This window comes from Prevotella sp. C0209C1 (genome assembly GCF_056583855.1).
In genome coordinates, this window is the sequence record NZ_JBWPJP010000016.1 from 1 (window position 1) to 17,416 (window position 17,416).

The window sequence follows — 17,416 nt, forward strand, 5'->3', positions numbered from 1 at the left end:
GTTTGAATTGCTGAGAACACCAGTGTATATCGGTAGTTAAGGAGGATTCTATCCTGCAAAATGAGCTATAGGTCTAAAAAGATTAGGCAACAGGAGGAAAAATAAATTATTTTTGTTTTATTTTTAATTTATTTTTATGAGTAAAATAACTTAAAAATGTTTTTCGTTCCATGTTTTTTATTTATTAAGAAGTAATGTATTAATCTTTAAAGCGTGTTGTTGTATATGCAAAAGCTCATGTTTACTCGAGCTTTAACTATTCTAAGGCTAAAGGGCAAGTTTGCATAATATGAATATACTTTTATTTATTCTATACGCTCTATATATAAATAGGTAGAAGTATATGTTAGAGATTAAAAAACATTTATTTTTGTTATATTTTGAGTTTTCTTTTTAATATCATTTCTACAAACAAAAAATATGTATTAAATTTGCCACTGAAATAATAACTAAAAATCTCCCATAAGAAGGAGGCTTAATTACTAAGATGGTATCAGAGGGCTGTCTTAATGAAAAAAGTAAAATGGCCTGAAATATCATAACGTAAATAATTCTATTAATAAAATTTTTATACTAATGCAAAAAGGTAAGATCCTTCCAGTTAGTGTGTTTCTATCATGTTGTAGCTTAACAGCGTTTGCAAGTAATGTTGTGGGTGTATCCAGCGTTGCTAAAGCAAATTATGTTAGTACGGTTATAAATGGTAGAGGTTCACATGTTTCAGAAAGCCTAAAGGCTCTTGGTGTTAACACTAAAGTAAAAGTTGCTGGTAGTGTAGTTGATGAGAAAGGCGATCCTATTATAGGTGCCTCTATTCGCGTGAAAGGTACTCAGACAGGTACTCAAACCGACATTGACGGTAAGTATGTTCTCCACATTCCAGCCAATTCTACGTTGATAGTTAGCTATATTGGGTATAAGACTCAGGAGATAGCTGTTAATGGTGCTACTACGCTTAACATAAAGCTTGCTCCTGAAGCAACAGCTATAGATGAGGTAGTAGTAACTGCTCTTGGTATTAAGCGTTCGGAAAAAGCTCTTTCGTACAATGTGCAGAAAGTGGGTGGTGATAAGGTTACCAATGTAAAGAGTACTAACTTTATGAACTCTCTTTCAGGAAAGGTAGCAGGTGTTAATATCAATGCTTCTTCTGCTGGTATGGGTGGTGCTACTCGTGTGGTAATGCGTGGTCCTAAGAGTATTACTAAAAGCAATCAGGCTTTATATGTAATAGATGGTGTGCCTGTTACTAACACAAGCAATGGTGCTATAGATGGTGGTTTCTATGCTTCACAGCCTGGTAGCGAGGGTATAGCAGACATCAACCCTGAAGATATCGAATCGATAAGCGTTCTTTCTGGTCCTGCTGCTGCTGCTCTATATGGTTCTGCTGCTGCTCAAGGTGTTATCATGATTACTACTAAAAAAGGTAAGAAAGGAAAGGTTAAGGTTACTATAAGTAACAGCTCTCAGTTTGCTAATCCTTTCGTAATGCCAGAGTTCCAAAACAAGTATATCAATGCTCCTGAAGATAACAGGTCATGGGGTGCTGCTACAGGTTCTCCTTATGGCAATTACGAGCCTAAAAAGTTTTTTAATACAGGTGCTAATATCCAGAACAACGTTTCTTTAACGGCTGGTACTGAAAAGAATCAGACATACCTTTCTCTTGGTACAACAAATGCTAAAGGTATAATCCCTAACAACAAGTACGACCGTTATAACTTTACATTCCGTAATACTACTTCTATGCTGAATGATAAGTTGACCGTTGATTTCAATTTTAATTATGTTCGTGAGGTAGACCGCAACTTAATGGCTCAAGGTCAGTATTTCAACCCTCTAACCTCTGTTTATCTTTTCCCACGAGGTGAGAGCTTTGATGCTATTCGCACATTTGAGCTTTACGATCCTTCGCGTGGTATACACGTTCAAAACTGGGGTTATGGTGATGCTTTAAGCATGCAGAACCCTTATTGGGTGGCTAACAGAATGGTTAGACAGAACAAGCGCAATCGTTATATGGTAAGCGGTAACGTTAAATATAAGATAACAAACTATTTAGATGTTACTGGCCGTTTACGTTGGGACGATGCTAAGACTTTCCAAGATGACAAGCGTTATGCTTCTACCACTACTTTGTTTGCTCATTCTAAATATGGCTACTATGGCTATGATAACGTAGATGACAACTCTATATATGGAGACTTAATGCTCAACATTAACAAAACATTGGGCAATTATAGCATTGGTGCTAACATTGGTACTTCTTTCTCTCGTACAGCTTACTCTGTATCAGGATTTCAAGGAGGACTAAAGGCACCTTCTAATATCTTTACTCCTCATGCTATAGATTATGGCAAACCTACAAACGACAACCGCCCTATATATTATGGTAACAAGCATCGTATCAACTCTATATTTGCTAACGTTGAGCTTGGCTGGAAGAGTATGCTATATATGACGCTTACAGGTAGAAACGATTGGGACTCTGCTTTAGACAATACAGACAATCCTTCTTTCTTCTACCCTTCTGTAGGTATGTCGGCAGTAATATCACAAATGGCTAAAATGCCAGAATTTATTAACTATATGAAGGTGCGTGCTTCATGGGCATCAGTAGGTTCGGCTATTTCGCCTAATATCACATCTCCTTGGCGATATGGCTATAATCCAGCTTCACAGTCGTATGCTACTGTAACTTATAAGTTCCCAAACAACTTTAAGCCAGAGCGAACAAACTCTTGGGAGGCAGGTCTTACAGCCCGATTCTTTAATAACAACCTTACATTAGACTTAACCTTATACCAGTCTAACACAATGAACCAAACCTTCTTGCGTCCTATTACAGGTGGTGAAGGTTATACTAACGAGTATGTGCAGACAGGTAATGTGCGCAATCGTGGTATAGAGCTTTCTTTAGGCTATAACCATAAGTGGGGCAACTTTACATGGAACTCTAATGTTACTTACAGTGCTAACCAAAACAAGATTATCGACTTGCTTGAAGATCCTAAAGAAACTATCAGACAAGGTGGCTTAAAGGGTGCCGAGGTAATACTTAAAAAAGGTGGTACTATGGGAGATATCTACATGACTACCGACTTTAAGCGCGATGCCGATGGCAATATAGCTGTGCAAGACGGCAATATAGCTCAGGTTAACCTTACTAATCCTTCTTACAGAGGGTCAGTGCTTCCAAAGGGTAATATTGGTTTCTCTAACGATTTCACTTACAAAGGGTTTAATCTTGGCTTCGTTATTACAGCCCGCTTAGGAGGTATAGTAATGTCTCAAACACAGGCTATAATGGACTCTTACGGTGTTTCTAAACGCACAGAGATAGCAAGAGATAACGGAGGCATATCTGTTAATAATGGTGTTATCAGCGCACAAAACTATTATAGCATTGTAGGTGGCGACAACCCTATATGGTCTGAATATATTTATAGTGCTACAAATGCTCGCATTCAAGAGCTTCATGCTTCTTACACCTTCCCTCGTAAGTGGTTAGGTGGCGCAGAGCTAACTCTTGGTATAAACGCTAACAACCTATTAATGCTTTACAATAAAGCTCCTTTCGATCCTGAATCTACAGCCTCTACAGGAACATATTACCAAGGCTTCGACTACTTTATGCAGCCAAGTCTGCGTTCTTTAGGCTTTAATATTAAACTACAATTCTAAAACAATCTTGTATCCTAATAAATAATTAAAATGAACAAGAATTACATAAAAAGAAGTATTGTACCATGTATAATGGCTTCTACTATGATTTATACGTTATCTTCATGCACAGAAGGCTTCCAAGAAGAGAACCGTCCGGGAGAATGTCTATCTTCAGAAGAGCTTAACAGAGATAACTATACAACCTCATCTTTTATTGTGCAAATGGAAAACGAGTCGTTCCCAGAACAGGAAAATACCTATCAGATGAATCAAGACTTAATAGGTAACACCTTAGGACGCTTTTTTACATACGCTAATAACAGTTTTGCAGAGAAAAACTTTGCTAAATTTAATGCTCCTGACGGCTGGGTAAGCTATCCTTATAAAGACTCTCAACCTAAAACAGTATCTGCTTTTAAAGCAATAGCACGCCTTACTAACAAGCAAGGGGTAATGTATGCTTTAGCTTTGATTATGCGTGCAGCTAACTTCTTACGTCTTACAGATATGTACGGACCTCTTCAGATAGGAGCAGTTAAGGACAATCCTAATGCTTACTCTTCTCAAGAAGATGTATACAAATCGCTTATAAAAGACCTTGATGAGGCTACCAGCATTATAAAACCTTTATTACTTATAAAGCCTAACCTCACTGTGGCAGAAGAATATGATAAGGTGTATAAAGGCAACTGTGCTAAGTGGGAAAAATATGCTAACTCTTTAAAGCTACGTATGGCTATACGTATGCGCTTTGTAGCTCCTGAACTTGCTAAAAAGATAGGCGAACAAGCTGTAAAAGATGGGGTTATTACTAAAAATGAAGACAACTGTACCATAGAATACTCACCTAACGGATTATATAAAACATCTGTAGAATGGGGTGATACTCGTGCTGCTGCCGACATAGAGAGCTATATGACTGGATATAAAGATCCACGACTTATGAAATATTTTAATGCTACTGCTACACAAGGCGCACGCCCTGTTATAGGCTGTCGTGTAGGTGCTAAGATAGGTAACAAAGCTGTGGCTGTTAAGCTATACTCTTCTGCTAACGTAACAAAAGATACTCGTGGCGTATGGCTTTCTGCTTCAGAGATGGCTTTCTGCCGCGCTGAGGGAGCATTGGCTAACTGGGCTGGCATGGGAGGCTCTGTAGAGGAGCTTTATAACGAAGCTATTCGCCTATCATTTGAGCAGTGGGGAGCTAAAGGTGCTGACGATTATATCAATAACAACACCTTAAAGCAATCCGACTATGTAGACGCTGCAGGAGGCTATGGTGCTAATGCCAGTGCTGTAAGCACTATTACCATTAAATGGAACAATAACGCTACTGAAGAAGAAAAGATGGAACGCTTAATAACACAGAAATGGATAGCTCTTTATCCTGACGGGCAAGAAGGCTGGTGCGAGCTTCGCAGAACTGGATATCCTAAGGTGTTCCCAGTAGCACAGTCTACAGGCTCTACCCTACAGGTGCCTAACCGCATACCTTTTGCACATGATGAAATTACCCAAAACAAAAACAATTACGAAAAAGCCGTAAAAATGCTTCGTGGAGGACAAGACAACTATGAAGCTAAAATGTGGTGGCAAAAATAATATATTGTGAAATTAAATAGATTGAAACTAAAAAGATGAAAAATTTATTCAAGACAATATTACTCACAGCTATAACCACTACAGCCTTTACAGCATGTAGTGACTGGACTGAGACAGAACCTAAAAACCCTACTGATCTTACAACCACTAACAGAAGTGAGGCTTATTATGCTCAGCTACGCAAATATAAAGCTACCGATCATGAGGTATCTTTTGGGTGGTTTGGTAACTGGACAGGTAGCGGTGCGTCGTTAGAAAATTCGCTTGCAGGACTTCCAGATAGTACAGACTTCGTTTCTCTATGGGGTAACTGGAAAAATCCTTCTGCTGCTCAGCTAAAGGATCTTCGTTATGTACAAGAGAAAAAAGGAACAAAGGCTCTTATATGCTTCTTAGTGTTTGACATTGGCGACCAGATAACGCCAGAAATTCCTGAAGATAAGCGCAAGGCAGGCATGACCTTTAAGCAGTGGAGACATGAGTTTTGGGGCTGGAAAAATGACGAGGCTTCACAGTTAGAAGCTACAAAGAAGTATGCTAACGCTATATGCGACACCATTTACAAATATAACTACGATGGTTTCGATATAGATGCAGAGCCAAGCTATGCACAGCCCTTTGCTACTGATCGTGAGCTTTGGACAAACCCAAAGATAATGACTACCTTTGTAGAAACTTTAGCTAAACGCATAGGTCCTAAATCGGGTACAAAGAAGATGTTAGTAGTAGATGGAGAGCCTCACGCATTCCTTGCTTCTTTAGGTAGCTATTTCGACTATTTTATCCTACAGGCATACGGTAATAGCTCTAATTCGGGATTAGATAGCAGAGTATCTTCACAAATAGGACATTTTAAAGGAACTCTTAAAGTGGAAGAGATTGCTAAAAAAATTATAGTATGTGAGAACTTTGAACGCTACGCAAGCTCAGGTGGTGTGACTTTTAGAGCCCCTCATGGTGAAACAATGCCATCTCTATGGGGTTTTGCACAATGGGAGCCTACCTACGATGGTAAGACTTATAGAAAAGGTGGTGTAGGTACTTTCCACATGGAGTATGAGTATGGACCTAAAAACTCTATTACTTACCCATATTTGCGCAAAGCTATTAATATAATGAACCCTATTATTAAATAACGATTAATAAGAAAAGAAAATGAAAAATTATCTACCAAAATACGTTTTAGGTGGCTTAATAATGGGCACTGTGGCTTTTTCTTCTTGCAATAATGCAGAATATTCTGAATTGACACATCAAGCATATATAGCACAGACAGCCACAAGTGGTAATTCTTCTACTAAGATAACATTAGGACAGCAAGCTGTTACACAAAACATCAGTGTGCGCCTTTCAGACATAGCTCAGCAAAACAGCTCTTTCGAGCTAACTCCTGACCCTGAAGCTCTAAACGCTTTTAACAAGCATAACGAGACAAGCTACACCTTTTTACCAGAAGGTAGTTATAGCTTATCGGCTTCTGAAATTACCGTTAGCAAAGGGAAAGTTACTTCACAACCAGCTGTCCTCACTATAAAGCCACTTTCTAAGGCTTTAAAAGATAGCGGAAAGAAGTATGCTATAGCATTCAAGCTAAAGGCTAAAGATGGTGCTGAGCAGGTACTTACCTCTGGTAGCACCATGGTATATATTTTAGACCAAGTAGTATATCAGGCTGTTCCTACTATTAACAGTAGTAGCAACATTAAGCTAAACTTTAGAAAAGAGCTTTCGCTTAAGGAGTGGACTCTCGAGATGAACGTAAACATCAGCATGCTTGGCACTCGTGTAGGCGAGCTTAACAACCAGACCCTCTTTGGCTGCTGGGCACCAGCAGGTAAAGACGGAGAGATATATACACGTTTCGGAGATGCTCCTATAGAGGGTAATCGCTTACAGGTAAAGACACAAGGTACACAGATGAATAGCAATATGCTCTTTAAGTCTAACACATGGTACCACTTAGCCTTTGTATGTCAAGGGACAAAGTTATATCTATATGTTAACGGCACATTAGACAACTCTATGGACTTACCCGGTAAGGTAGTATATCTTAGTGATCATGCACAGTTTGGTAATCAGGATTATCTTAAAGCAAATGTTATGGTTAGCGAACTTCGTTTATGGACTAAAGCACGTTCTAAATCGGAAATTGCTAATAATATGTACTCTTGCGACCCAACAAGTCCTGGCTTAGAGGCTTACTGGAAACTAAACGAAGGAGAGGGACAAGAGTTTAAAGATGCTACAGGGCATGGTAAACCTGCTACTGTTCCTACTGCTATAACATGGACTAAAGATGTTCGTATAGATGGACATAATAACTAATAACCTATAAAAAATATCTCATGAAACTATTTTCAAAAACAACAATATTAGTAGCCACTGCCCTAATGCCTTTCTTAGTATCGTGCCAAAGCGAACCAGAAGTGGGAAGCGGGTTATATCCTGAAGAGAAAGAAGACTATTCGGCTATAGCTTTCATAGACAATCTTGGCAAGGAAAGCTATATCAACTTTACCCAAATAGTAGGTACTAAGATGTTAGAAGTACCTAAAGAGGACCTAAAGTTTAAAGTTCGCCTAACAGCAACAGCAGATAAAGACCTTACTTTTAATATTAAGGTAGATAACAGTAAGCTCGCTACAAAGAAAGGTGTTACTTCTTTAGGTGAAGATGCGGTAAACTTCTCGACAAAGACCGTTACAATAAAGCAAGGTGAAACCTCGTCTAAAGATGTTGTTATAACACTTAACAAAACATCAAAATCGCTGCTCGACATGCAGAAAGATGGACGTATAGCATTCACTATAGTGCCTAATGACGGTACAAGGATAAGTAAGCAATATAATCATTATGTATGGAACGTTACTAAAGAGCAAAGCTATATTAACTCTGCCGGAACTTTAGATGGTAAAACATTAATACCTGTAACTGACTATACCATACCTAACGAATATTATGGTACTGATTATATACAAGATGAAAATGGCTTATTTAAAGATGGGTCTATATATCTATTCCTCAGTTATGGGTATGGCATGCTTAAAGTAAAATTAGCAAAAGAACAAGAGGTTGCAGGCTTTGAGTATATTTTACCACTAACAATACAAGGACAAAATGTAGCAAACTTTGTACCTTCTCGTCTCGAAATCTATGGTGGCACAGACGAAAATAAGATGGAAAAATTAGGAGTAGCTACTTTAAAGAAGAAACCTACTACCGAAAACGAAGTTTGGTCTATTGTTTTTGTAAAACCTATTAAACTTAAGTACTTACACATTGATACTATAGAACGCTTTGATAAAGTAAAAGAAAATTCCTTTCTTAACGGTTTCAAGCTCTATAAATAAAGTATTATTTGTAAATGAAGACGTTATTATAGCATAGAGCTAATATAAAAGAAAACCTCCTTAGAGCAAATTTTAGACGACTCTAAGGAGGTTTTTTATATAATTAAAACTACTATATATAGTAGTTTTGCCACTTACAAAATAAATGCGTTTAAGAAAAGATAATGGTTTATTCCATATATAAGCCAAACTCTGATAAATATACCTTACCACGTGTTTGCTTGATAACAAGTCGTATTTCTTGAGCAGTTACGGTGTTAAAACGCAAAAGACGCTTATAACCAATAGTAGTGCCTTCTGCCACTTTTTCCCAGCTACCTCCTACTCTTCTTGCCTCAACGACAAACGATTCTACACGTTGCCCCTTGCTAATATCTTCCTGTAAAGCACAAACATTAAACGTAATAGGCGACTTTAAATAATAGGTAAGCACTTTGTTTTTAGCCTTATTTTCATTATCAGCTAAAACAGAAGAAGTTTCATAACGTCCATCTATGCTTGGTTTAAGAGCCTTAAAAGCCTTTACTCTGTTTTTATCTATATACCTGGCTAACAAATTAGTCTTAAAGATATTATCTATATTTTCCTTAAAAGACTTTAAAGACTTTACGTCTTCAGCAGAAAGGCGTCCTTCCTTATTAGGAGGAATATTAAGCAAGAGCACACCATTACGCCCTACCGATGAAAAATAAATGTCGGTTAGCTCTTTTGACGATTTTACCTTATTGTCTTCAGCCTTATGATAAAACCAACCAGGACGTATAGATACATCTATTTCAGCAGGATACCACGCCAAAACCTTTGCTTTTAATATCTTACTCCTACTACCTATATCGTCGCCTACCATATCGCCTTCAGGGGGTAAAAGCTCTGTCTGCTGCGAATGTTTAGCTATTAATGTAGGGTCGAGGTTGTCTTTAGGCACTACGCTCCATTCTGTTTCACGTCCACGCCCCGTCTCTGTACCTACCCAACGCACATCTGGCCCCATTACGGCAATAACAGCTTGTGGCTGTAGCTTGCGTATAAGCTTATACCAACGCACAAAATCGTATTTCTGCTTCTTACCATTAGGACCCTCTCCATTAGCCCCATCAAACCACACTTCGCTAACATGACCATACTGGGTAAGCAGCTCTTCAAGCTGTTTTATAAAGTAATCATTATAGGCTTTGCCCTGCCCATATAGCAGAGAGTTACGATCCCATGGTGAGAGATATACACCAAAACCTACTCCATACTTCTTACACGCATTGCTAACCTCGCGCACAACATCGCCCTTTCCTTGTTTCCATGGCGAGCTTTTTACGCTATAATCGGTATAAGCACTTGGCCAAAGACAAAAGCCATCATGATGCTTACAGGTAAGAATAACACTCTTAAAACCTGCATCTCGCAAGGTCTTAACCCACTGCTCTGCATCAATCTCAGTGGGACAGAATAGGCTCGGACTATCTTTGCCATCTCCCCACTCCTTATTAGTAAATGTATTCATTCCAAAATGAATAAAAGCAGTTAGCTCCTGACGCTGCCATAAATACTGCCTCAACGAAGGCGCAACATTAGCAGCCTTAGAGATAATAGAAGAAGGTGTGTCTTGAGGCGATATAACTACCATGTTTTGCCCTTTAACATAAACAGGCAATGATGATAAGCATAAGGGTAACACACCAGAGATAATAGATTTTAATATCATAATAGGTTTTATTTTATATATATACAAAAGTAAAAAAAATATCGTACCTTTGCAACAACTTTTGTAAAAATATAATCAACTAATAACCTAAAAACAAAAAAACAATGGGTCAGATCACTTCTGAAAGAAAAAAAACGAGTCCTATAACTTGGGTACCTACTCTTTATTTTGCCATGGGTATACCATTTGTTGTACTTAACATGGTATGCACCTTAATGTATAAAGGTATGGGGGTATCTGATACTAAGATAGCTTATTGGACCTCTTTAATCATGCTTCCATGGACATTAAAGCCCATCTGGAGCCCATTTCTTGAAATTTACAAAACAAAAAAATTTTTTGTTGTCACTACACAGCTGCTTTCAGGTATCATGTTTGCATTGATAGCTTTTGCCTTAGGTGCATCTTCTTTTTTTGCTATTACCATTGCCATGCTTGCAGTGGTAGCATTAAGCGGTGCTACTCATGATATAGCAGCCGATGGCACTTATATCTCTGTGCTTTCAAAAGAGGAACAAGCACGTTGGATAGGCTGGCAAGGAGCATTTTATAATATAGCAAAGATAGCAGCCACAGGTGGTTTGGTATATCTTGCAGGCATATTTATTAAGATGTTTGGTGTTGCTAAAGCGTGGATGATAATAATGCTCATTATAGGTATTATTATGATAGCTTTAAGCATTTATCACTACGCTTTCTTACCTAAAGAAGAGAAAACAAATAAGAAAATAACTACTTTCAAGCAAACTTTAAACGAACTGTTATTCTTTTTTAAAGAGTTTTTTCAGAAAAAGCATATATGGTATTATATTATCTTCATTATCCTCTATCGGTTTGCTGAAGGGTTTGCTATAAAGATAGTTCCTCTTTTTTTAAAAGCATCTACTACTGTAGGTGGATTAGGATTGAGCGAAAAAGAAATAGGCTTATGTTATGGCACTTTTGGGGCAGCAGCTTTTGTTATAGGAAGTATCCTCGGAGGAAACTATATTGCTAAACGAGGACTTAAAAAGAGTCTTTTCTCTTTAGCATTGATTTTTAACATACCTTTTATAGCTTATACCTTATTAGCCGTATACCAGCCCTCTGACATTTGGATAATAGGGTGCGGTATAGTTATGGAATACTTCGGTTACGGCTTTGGCTTTGTGGGTCTTACACTGTTTATGATGCAACAAATAGCTCCGGGTAAACACAAAATGGCACATTATGCCTTTGCAAGTGGTATAATGAACCTTGGCGTGATGCTTCCAGGTATGCTTAGTGGTGTAGTAAGTGATGCAATAGGTTATAAACACTTCTTTATCTTCGTGCTATTCTGTACCATTCCTGCACTGCTTATTACATGGTTTGTACCTTTTACTTATGAAGATTAATATCTACTGAAAATCTTTTATATATTTAATTTACAAAAATATGACAAAAAAAATCTTACTATCCTTAGTACTAAGCCTTTTTGTGGCAACAGGTTTTGCTACAGATGTGTCTTATGATGTAATACCTCTACCACAAAGTATTGTGATGGTAAAGGGAAAAGCCTTTATTCTTAATAGCAACACCACTATTTTTTGCTCTTCTAAAGACGATTTAATGCAAAAAAACGCATGTTTTCTGTCTTGTTATATAGCAGACCTAACAGGATTAAAGCTAAAAGTATCTGACATTAAACCAAAGAAAGGTAACTACATAGAATTATTATTAAACAACAAAAACATAAAAGGCGAAGAGGCGTACACTATAAATATTAATAATAAAAATATTAAAATTAGCGGTCTTACATCGACAGGAGTTTTTTACGGTGTACAAACATTAAGGAAATCGCTCCCTATATGCAATGCCATTAATAATCCTATCGCATTACCAGCAGCAGAAATTAAAGATGCACCTCGATTTAAATACAGAGGAATGATGTTAGATTGCTCTCGCCATTTCTTCTCTATAGATTTCATTAAGAAATTTATTGATCTCATAGCCTTACATAACATGAACACCTTTCATTGGCATCTTAACGATGATCAGGGATGGCGCATAGAGATAAAAAAATATCCTAAGCTCATAGAAATAGGGTCTGTACGCACAGGCACCGTGATGGGACGTAATAGCGATGTAGATGATAGTATTAAGTATGGTGGCTATTACACGCAAGAGCAATGCCGTGAGATAGTGGAATATGCACGTCAGCGTCATATCACTGTTATACCTGAAATAGATATGCCTGGACATATGAAAGCTGTGCTTGCATCATATCCTAATCTTGGGTGTACTGGCGGTCCATATAAAGTGGGACACAACTGGGGAGTATATTATGATGTTTTATGTATAGGCAATGAAGATACCTTTAAGTTTGTAGAAGGTGTTCTTGATGAGATAATAGATATTTTCCCTTCGAGGTATATTCATATAGGAGGAGATGAAACTCCAACAAAACGCTGGAGCGAATGTTCAAAGTGTGAAAAAATTATGCAAAAGGAAGGTCTTCCTATTAATAAATTACAAGCTTATTTTACCAATCGTATAGAAAAATATCTTAACAGTAAAGGAAGATCTATAATAGGTTGGGACGAAATACTTGATGGAGATATTAACAAAAGTGCAACAATAATGAGTTGGCGTGGTATTGAGCCTGGCGAAAAAGGAGCTAAAATGGGACATGATGTTATTATGTCGCCCACCTCATATTGTTATTTCGACTACGCTCAAACAAAAGAACAATATTCTGAACCTTTAACACAGGTGCACTCCTTAGATGTAGAGCAAGTATACAGTCTCGATCCTGCTCCTAAAACAATGTCTGAAGAAAGTAAAAAGCATATTTTAGGTGTACAAGCAAACCTTTGGACAGAATACATTAGCAATCCAAATCTTGCCACTTATATGCTTCTTCCACGTATGGCAGCACTCTCAGAGGTGCAATGGACGAGTCCTGCGCAAAAAGACTTTAAACAATTTAAGATTCGTGCTACTCGCCTTTCAAAGCTATACGACAAATACGGCTATATATATGCTTTACATCTATGGCAAGAAAGATATAAGCATAATAGGGAAAACTGGTAAGAAGAGGTCGAATACATATTATATTTTATTTTTCAGCTTATCTAAAAAAGGCTTTATATCACAGAAAGAAGCTCCTAAGTTTTTAAGCAAGTCAACATCTCGTTTGGCTTGCTTATATTTTTTTTGTTTAATATATACCTCTATACGTTGAATAATATAATCAATATTATTAACATCTCTTATAATAGCCTGAGTATAATCGTATTCTGCTAATGTAAGAAGTCCTCTTTCTTTCTCTATTCCTGCTCTAACAGCATAAGCTATAGCACTATCAGGAGCCTGCTCTATTAAGCTATTAATACCGTCCATAGCCTCAGTGTAATGCTTATCCTTCTCGTTTAATAAAACCAAACCTAATTGTGCTTCAAAATGTCCTGGAGCCAACTTTAAAAGGTTATTATAATCTTGTCGTGCAAAGCCATACCTACCTAAACGCTCATTAGCATAAGCACGAAAAAACAACGCTCCAATATTATCAGGATTATGAGCAAGAATTATATCATAATCATCTTTAGCCGAACTCCATTTTTCAAGCAATAAATACCATGAAGCACGCTTTAAACGCAAATCTACTGAAGCAACATTCTCCTCTAACCTATGCGTTGCTACTAATAAAGAGTCGCGTAAAGGGTTTACCTGAGCACTTACATTATAGCTCTCTAATAACACGATTATCACTAAAAAGACTTTCTTTATATTTACCATATACCTTTTTTAATGTGAATATTTATGTCTTATAAATGTAGCAAATATAGTGTTAATAGTCTATACATTACTCTTATTATTAATATTAATAATTAAAACTTAGCTCTCTATATTCTCTAGATCTCGTATCCATTCAGAGCACATAGCATCGGAAGGCATTCTCCAATCGCCTCTTGGAGAAAGGCTTACACTTCCCACCTTAGGGCCATCAGGCAGACAAGAACGTTTAAACTGTTGTGAAAAGAAGCGTTTATAAAATATACGAAGCCAATGAAGAATAATACCATCAGCATATTCTCCTTTAAAAGCTTGCTGTGCTAACCAAAAGATCTTTTTCGGACGAAAGCCAAATCTTAACATATAATATAAAAAGAAATCATGCAGCTCATAAGGTCCAACAAGATCTTCTGTCTTTTGTATAATATTACCATTTTTATCCGCCGGAGTTAGCTCTGGCGATATTGGAGTATTTATAATATCATTAAGTGTACACTTAGTAACCTCTTCTGTACTATCTTTTGCTATATAATATACTAAATGCTTTATCAATGTTTTAGGAATACCTATATTTACTGCATACATACTCATATGATCACCATTATAAGTACACCACCCAAGAGCTAATTCGCTCAAATCTCCTGTGCCTATAACAATCCCTCCCGCTTGATTGCTTATATCCATTAATATTTGTGTACGTTCGCGAGCCTGCGAATTTTCATATGTGGTATTATGCAAATTTATATCATGCTCTATATCAGCAAAATGTTGCTTAACAGATTCTGAAATGTTTATTTCACGAATAGTTATATCTAATTTTTTCATTAATGTAATAGCATTGCTATATGTGCGGTCTGTAGTTCCAAAGCCTGGCATAGTAACACCTATGATACCTTTACGATTATATCCTAACTTGTCAAAGGCAAGAGATGCAACAAGTAAAGCTAAGGTAGAATCTAATCCTCCACTCACTCCTATAACTACTGTTTTACAATTAATATGTAATAAGCGTTTGGCCAAACCACATACTTGAATATTTAAAATCTCTTCGCAATGCTCACGAAGCTCTTCTCCTTTAGGTATAAAAGGATACTTATATACAGAACGAGTAAGAATAAACTCTCGCTGGATAGATGGTGGTATACAAGTGGGGATATTTCTTAAAATAGCTTGATTATTAGCTCTCAGACGCTGCATCATAGTAGGACGTTGAGCATTAACAAAAGTAGTATTAGCTCTACGCTCTATACGCAATCTATCAATATCTATTTCTGAGATAATAATCTGTGCTTCCACTTCAAAACGTTTAGCTTCTGCTAATAACTTACCATTCTCATATATTAAAGCATTGCCTCCATAAACTACGTCCTGTGTGCTTTCTCCAAAACCACAGCTACTATATACATAACCACAAATAGTTCGTGCACTTTGTTGAGCAACTAAAGTTTTAAGATAATTATGCTTGCCTATAAGATCATCACTTGCTGAAAGATTAAAAATAAGTTCCGCCCCTGCCAATGTTAACTGATTACTTGGTGGAAGAGGAGACCATAAGTCTTCACAGATTTCTATGCCAAACCTAACCCCTTGAGAAGTAGAAAACAGCTGAATATCTGTAGAAATATCTATCTTATCACCTACATAATAAATACTTTGCAGCTGCAAATCTTGCGAAGAAGCAAACCAACGTTTTTCATAAAATTCACCATAATTAGGTAAATAAGTCTTTGGAACAATACCCAACAATTTGCCATGCTGTATCACTAAAGCACAATTAAGCAAAACAGAGTTGACGCAAATAGGTGCCCCTACTATAATAGTTATATCCAGTTGCCTTGTAAAATCTAATAGCTGTACTACTGCTATTTCTATATTATCAAGCAAAACCTGCTGTTGAAAAAGGTCTTGACACGAATATCCTGTAAGAGATAATTCTGGAAAAACAATTATTTCTACACCTTCTCCTTCTGCCTTTATAACTTGCTTCTCTATCTCTGATAGATTATACTGTATATCTGCTACTTTTACAGCAGGTATAGCTGATGCTACTTTTATAAATCCGTATTTCATAACACTTAGGTATAAGATAAAACAAATATTTCTTATTTTATAGTAACTTGCGTTGCCCCATAACCATATTCACGAAAGGACGCATCTTGATAAGAATAATGCTTATAACGATAGTTCAGCTCATGTAGTAAAGATTGTCGTAAAACACCCTCTCCTTTTCCATGAATGAATATTATTTTTTGACCTTTAATATTCTTATATTCTTCTAAGGTTTTACGAAAAAAATCTAATTGATATTCTAAAATATCAGCTGACGTCATTCCTTGAATGGTTTCTAAAAGAGAATCAGCATGTAAATCGATAATAATTTTATCTTCACGCATCAACTTCTTTACTTTCCTAATAGGCGAAATTGGAGATGTTTCTGTAAAATGCTTCTGCAAAGTTTCTAAATTATCCTTATTAACCGATTTTTGTATACGAGCAGGTTTACATACGGAATCTTTTCTTGTATCTACTTCCAAACAATATTTTTCAGGTTTAACAGTTGCATTATATCTCTGCTTATCATCTAATACTAAATTACAAAGAATAGCTGGTTTATTAAAAAAAATATTTTCATGGAAGGAATTCTGGTTATAAAATTTTATTGCATCAAGTTTCAATTGAACATCATATACTGACTTTAATTCAAAATCTTTATCTTGTTTATATGCAATAAATTGCACATTCCCTCTTAATAAATCATTTAGTTCTTCTTTTCCAAACTGTTCTAATACCATTTTTGTATTTGGCTCTACTTCACCATGAGCATGAAGAGTCCATTTATTATCACTTTCATTTGCTATTTGATAAGTAAATGTAATATAATAATTAGAGTCATTAATTATATAAGATTCAAATCGAGTAGCAGAAAAATTATCCTTATCAATAGGAACATACGCTATATATACCGAAAGTTTATCTCCACCTATACGCTCTTGTACAGGAATCTTAAAACCTACAGAAGGATCTTCGTCAGGCTTAACATCAGCATCTATATTACGCCAATTATCTAAACTTTCTTCAGGATCTAAGGAAAGTTGCTGCTTAATACTTTTATTAGTTTTATTTGCATCAATATTTTTTTCTTTCTCTTCTATGCGGCTTAATGCTTTCTCTTCAGCACATGAATCTTCTATAACAATAACATCTTTTATATTTGTAGGTATTTGAAACCCATCTTCATCTTCTATTAATACTATATTCTTATTCTGGAAGCCAGCAATTATGCCTCCTCCTTTCTCATTAAGAAATCTTACTTTATCACCTTTTTTCATAAATAAAATCT

Annotated in this window: 11 protein-coding genes; 7 read left to right on the forward strand and 4 right to left on the reverse strand. The window is 36.5% G+C overall.

What is annotated here, in order from left to right:
• The first annotated feature begins 576 nt into the window (after positions 1-576).
• Genes AC1DCD_RS05700 through AC1DCD_RS05720 form a run of 5 tightly spaced genes read left to right on the forward strand, consistent with a single transcriptional unit; the run spans position 577 to position 8,624 of the window.
• Entirely contained in the window at positions 577-3,687 is a 3,111-nt protein-coding gene (locus tag AC1DCD_RS05700; RefSeq protein ID WP_464640776.1) for a SusC/RagA family TonB-linked outer membrane protein, read from the forward strand.
• Positions 3,688-3,717: 30 nt separating this feature from the next.
• Entirely contained in the window at positions 3,718-5,274 is a 1,557-nt protein-coding gene (locus AC1DCD_RS05705) for a SusD/RagB family nutrient-binding outer membrane lipoprotein (RefSeq protein WP_464640778.1), read from the forward strand.
• Positions 5,275-5,309: 35 nt separating this feature from the next.
• On the forward strand, positions 5,310-6,410 hold the full coding sequence (locus AC1DCD_RS05710) for a glycoside hydrolase family 18 (RefSeq protein WP_464640780.1): 1,101 nt from the start codon (positions 5,310-5,312) through the stop codon (positions 6,408-6,410).
• Between the two features lie 19 nt (positions 6,411-6,429).
• Complete coding sequence (locus AC1DCD_RS05715; RefSeq protein ID WP_464640782.1) at positions 6,430-7,599, forward strand: DUF1735 and LamG domain-containing protein; 1,170 nt, start codon at positions 6,430-6,432, stop codon at positions 7,597-7,599.
• A 20-nt stretch (positions 7,600-7,619) separates the two neighbouring features.
• Positions 7,620-8,624 carry a DUF1735 domain-containing protein gene (locus AC1DCD_RS05720; RefSeq protein WP_464640784.1) on the forward strand — a complete coding sequence of 335 codons (1,005 nt, stop codon included), beginning with the start codon at positions 7,620-7,622 and terminating at the stop codon, positions 8,622-8,624.
• 169 nt (positions 8,625-8,793) lie between these two features.
• Here the strand turns inward: AC1DCD_RS05720 and AC1DCD_RS05725 are convergent, their stop codons facing one another.
• A complete protein-coding gene (locus tag AC1DCD_RS05725; RefSeq protein ID WP_464640786.1) occupies positions 8,794-10,320 on the reverse strand; it encodes an alpha-L-fucosidase in 1,527 nt (508 codons plus the stop codon).
• A 104-nt stretch (positions 10,321-10,424) separates the two neighbouring features.
• Here AC1DCD_RS05725 and AC1DCD_RS05730 point away from each other — a divergent pair, with 104 nt between their 5' ends.
• Together AC1DCD_RS05730 and AC1DCD_RS05735 are read left to right on the forward strand one after the other, a co-directional pair.
• The gene (locus AC1DCD_RS05730; RefSeq protein ID WP_464640788.1) at positions 10,425-11,696 is read left to right on the forward strand and encodes an MFS transporter; all 1,272 of its coding nucleotides are present in this window, start codon (positions 10,425-10,427) and stop codon (positions 11,694-11,696) included.
• A 40-nt stretch (positions 11,697-11,736) separates the two neighbouring features.
• Positions 11,737-13,374: a beta-N-acetylhexosaminidase gene (locus tag AC1DCD_RS05735; protein ID WP_464640790.1), complete on the forward strand. Its 1,638-nt coding sequence runs from the start codon at positions 11,737-11,739 to the stop codon at positions 13,372-13,374.
• Positions 13,375-13,392: 18 nt separating this feature from the next.
• On the opposite strand, the gene AC1DCD_RS05740 is transcribed toward AC1DCD_RS05735, so the two are convergent.
• From AC1DCD_RS05740 to AC1DCD_RS05750, 3 genes are all read right to left on the reverse strand, one after another.
• Positions 13,393-14,079, reverse strand: coding sequence for a tetratricopeptide repeat protein (locus tag AC1DCD_RS05740; protein WP_464640792.1), 687 nt, complete (start codon positions 14,077-14,079; stop codon positions 13,393-13,395).
• A 99-nt stretch (positions 14,080-14,178) separates the two neighbouring features.
• On the reverse strand, positions 14,179-16,146 hold the full coding sequence (locus AC1DCD_RS05745; protein ID WP_464640794.1) for an NAD(+) synthase: 1,968 nt from the start codon (positions 16,144-16,146) through the stop codon (positions 14,179-14,181).
• 32 nt (positions 16,147-16,178) lie between these two features.
• Positions 16,179-17,405, reverse strand: a complete 1,227-nt coding sequence (locus AC1DCD_RS05750; RefSeq protein ID WP_464640796.1) for a DUF2027 domain-containing protein — start codon at positions 17,403-17,405, stop codon at positions 16,179-16,181.
• Positions 17,406-17,416 lie beyond the last annotated feature (11 nt).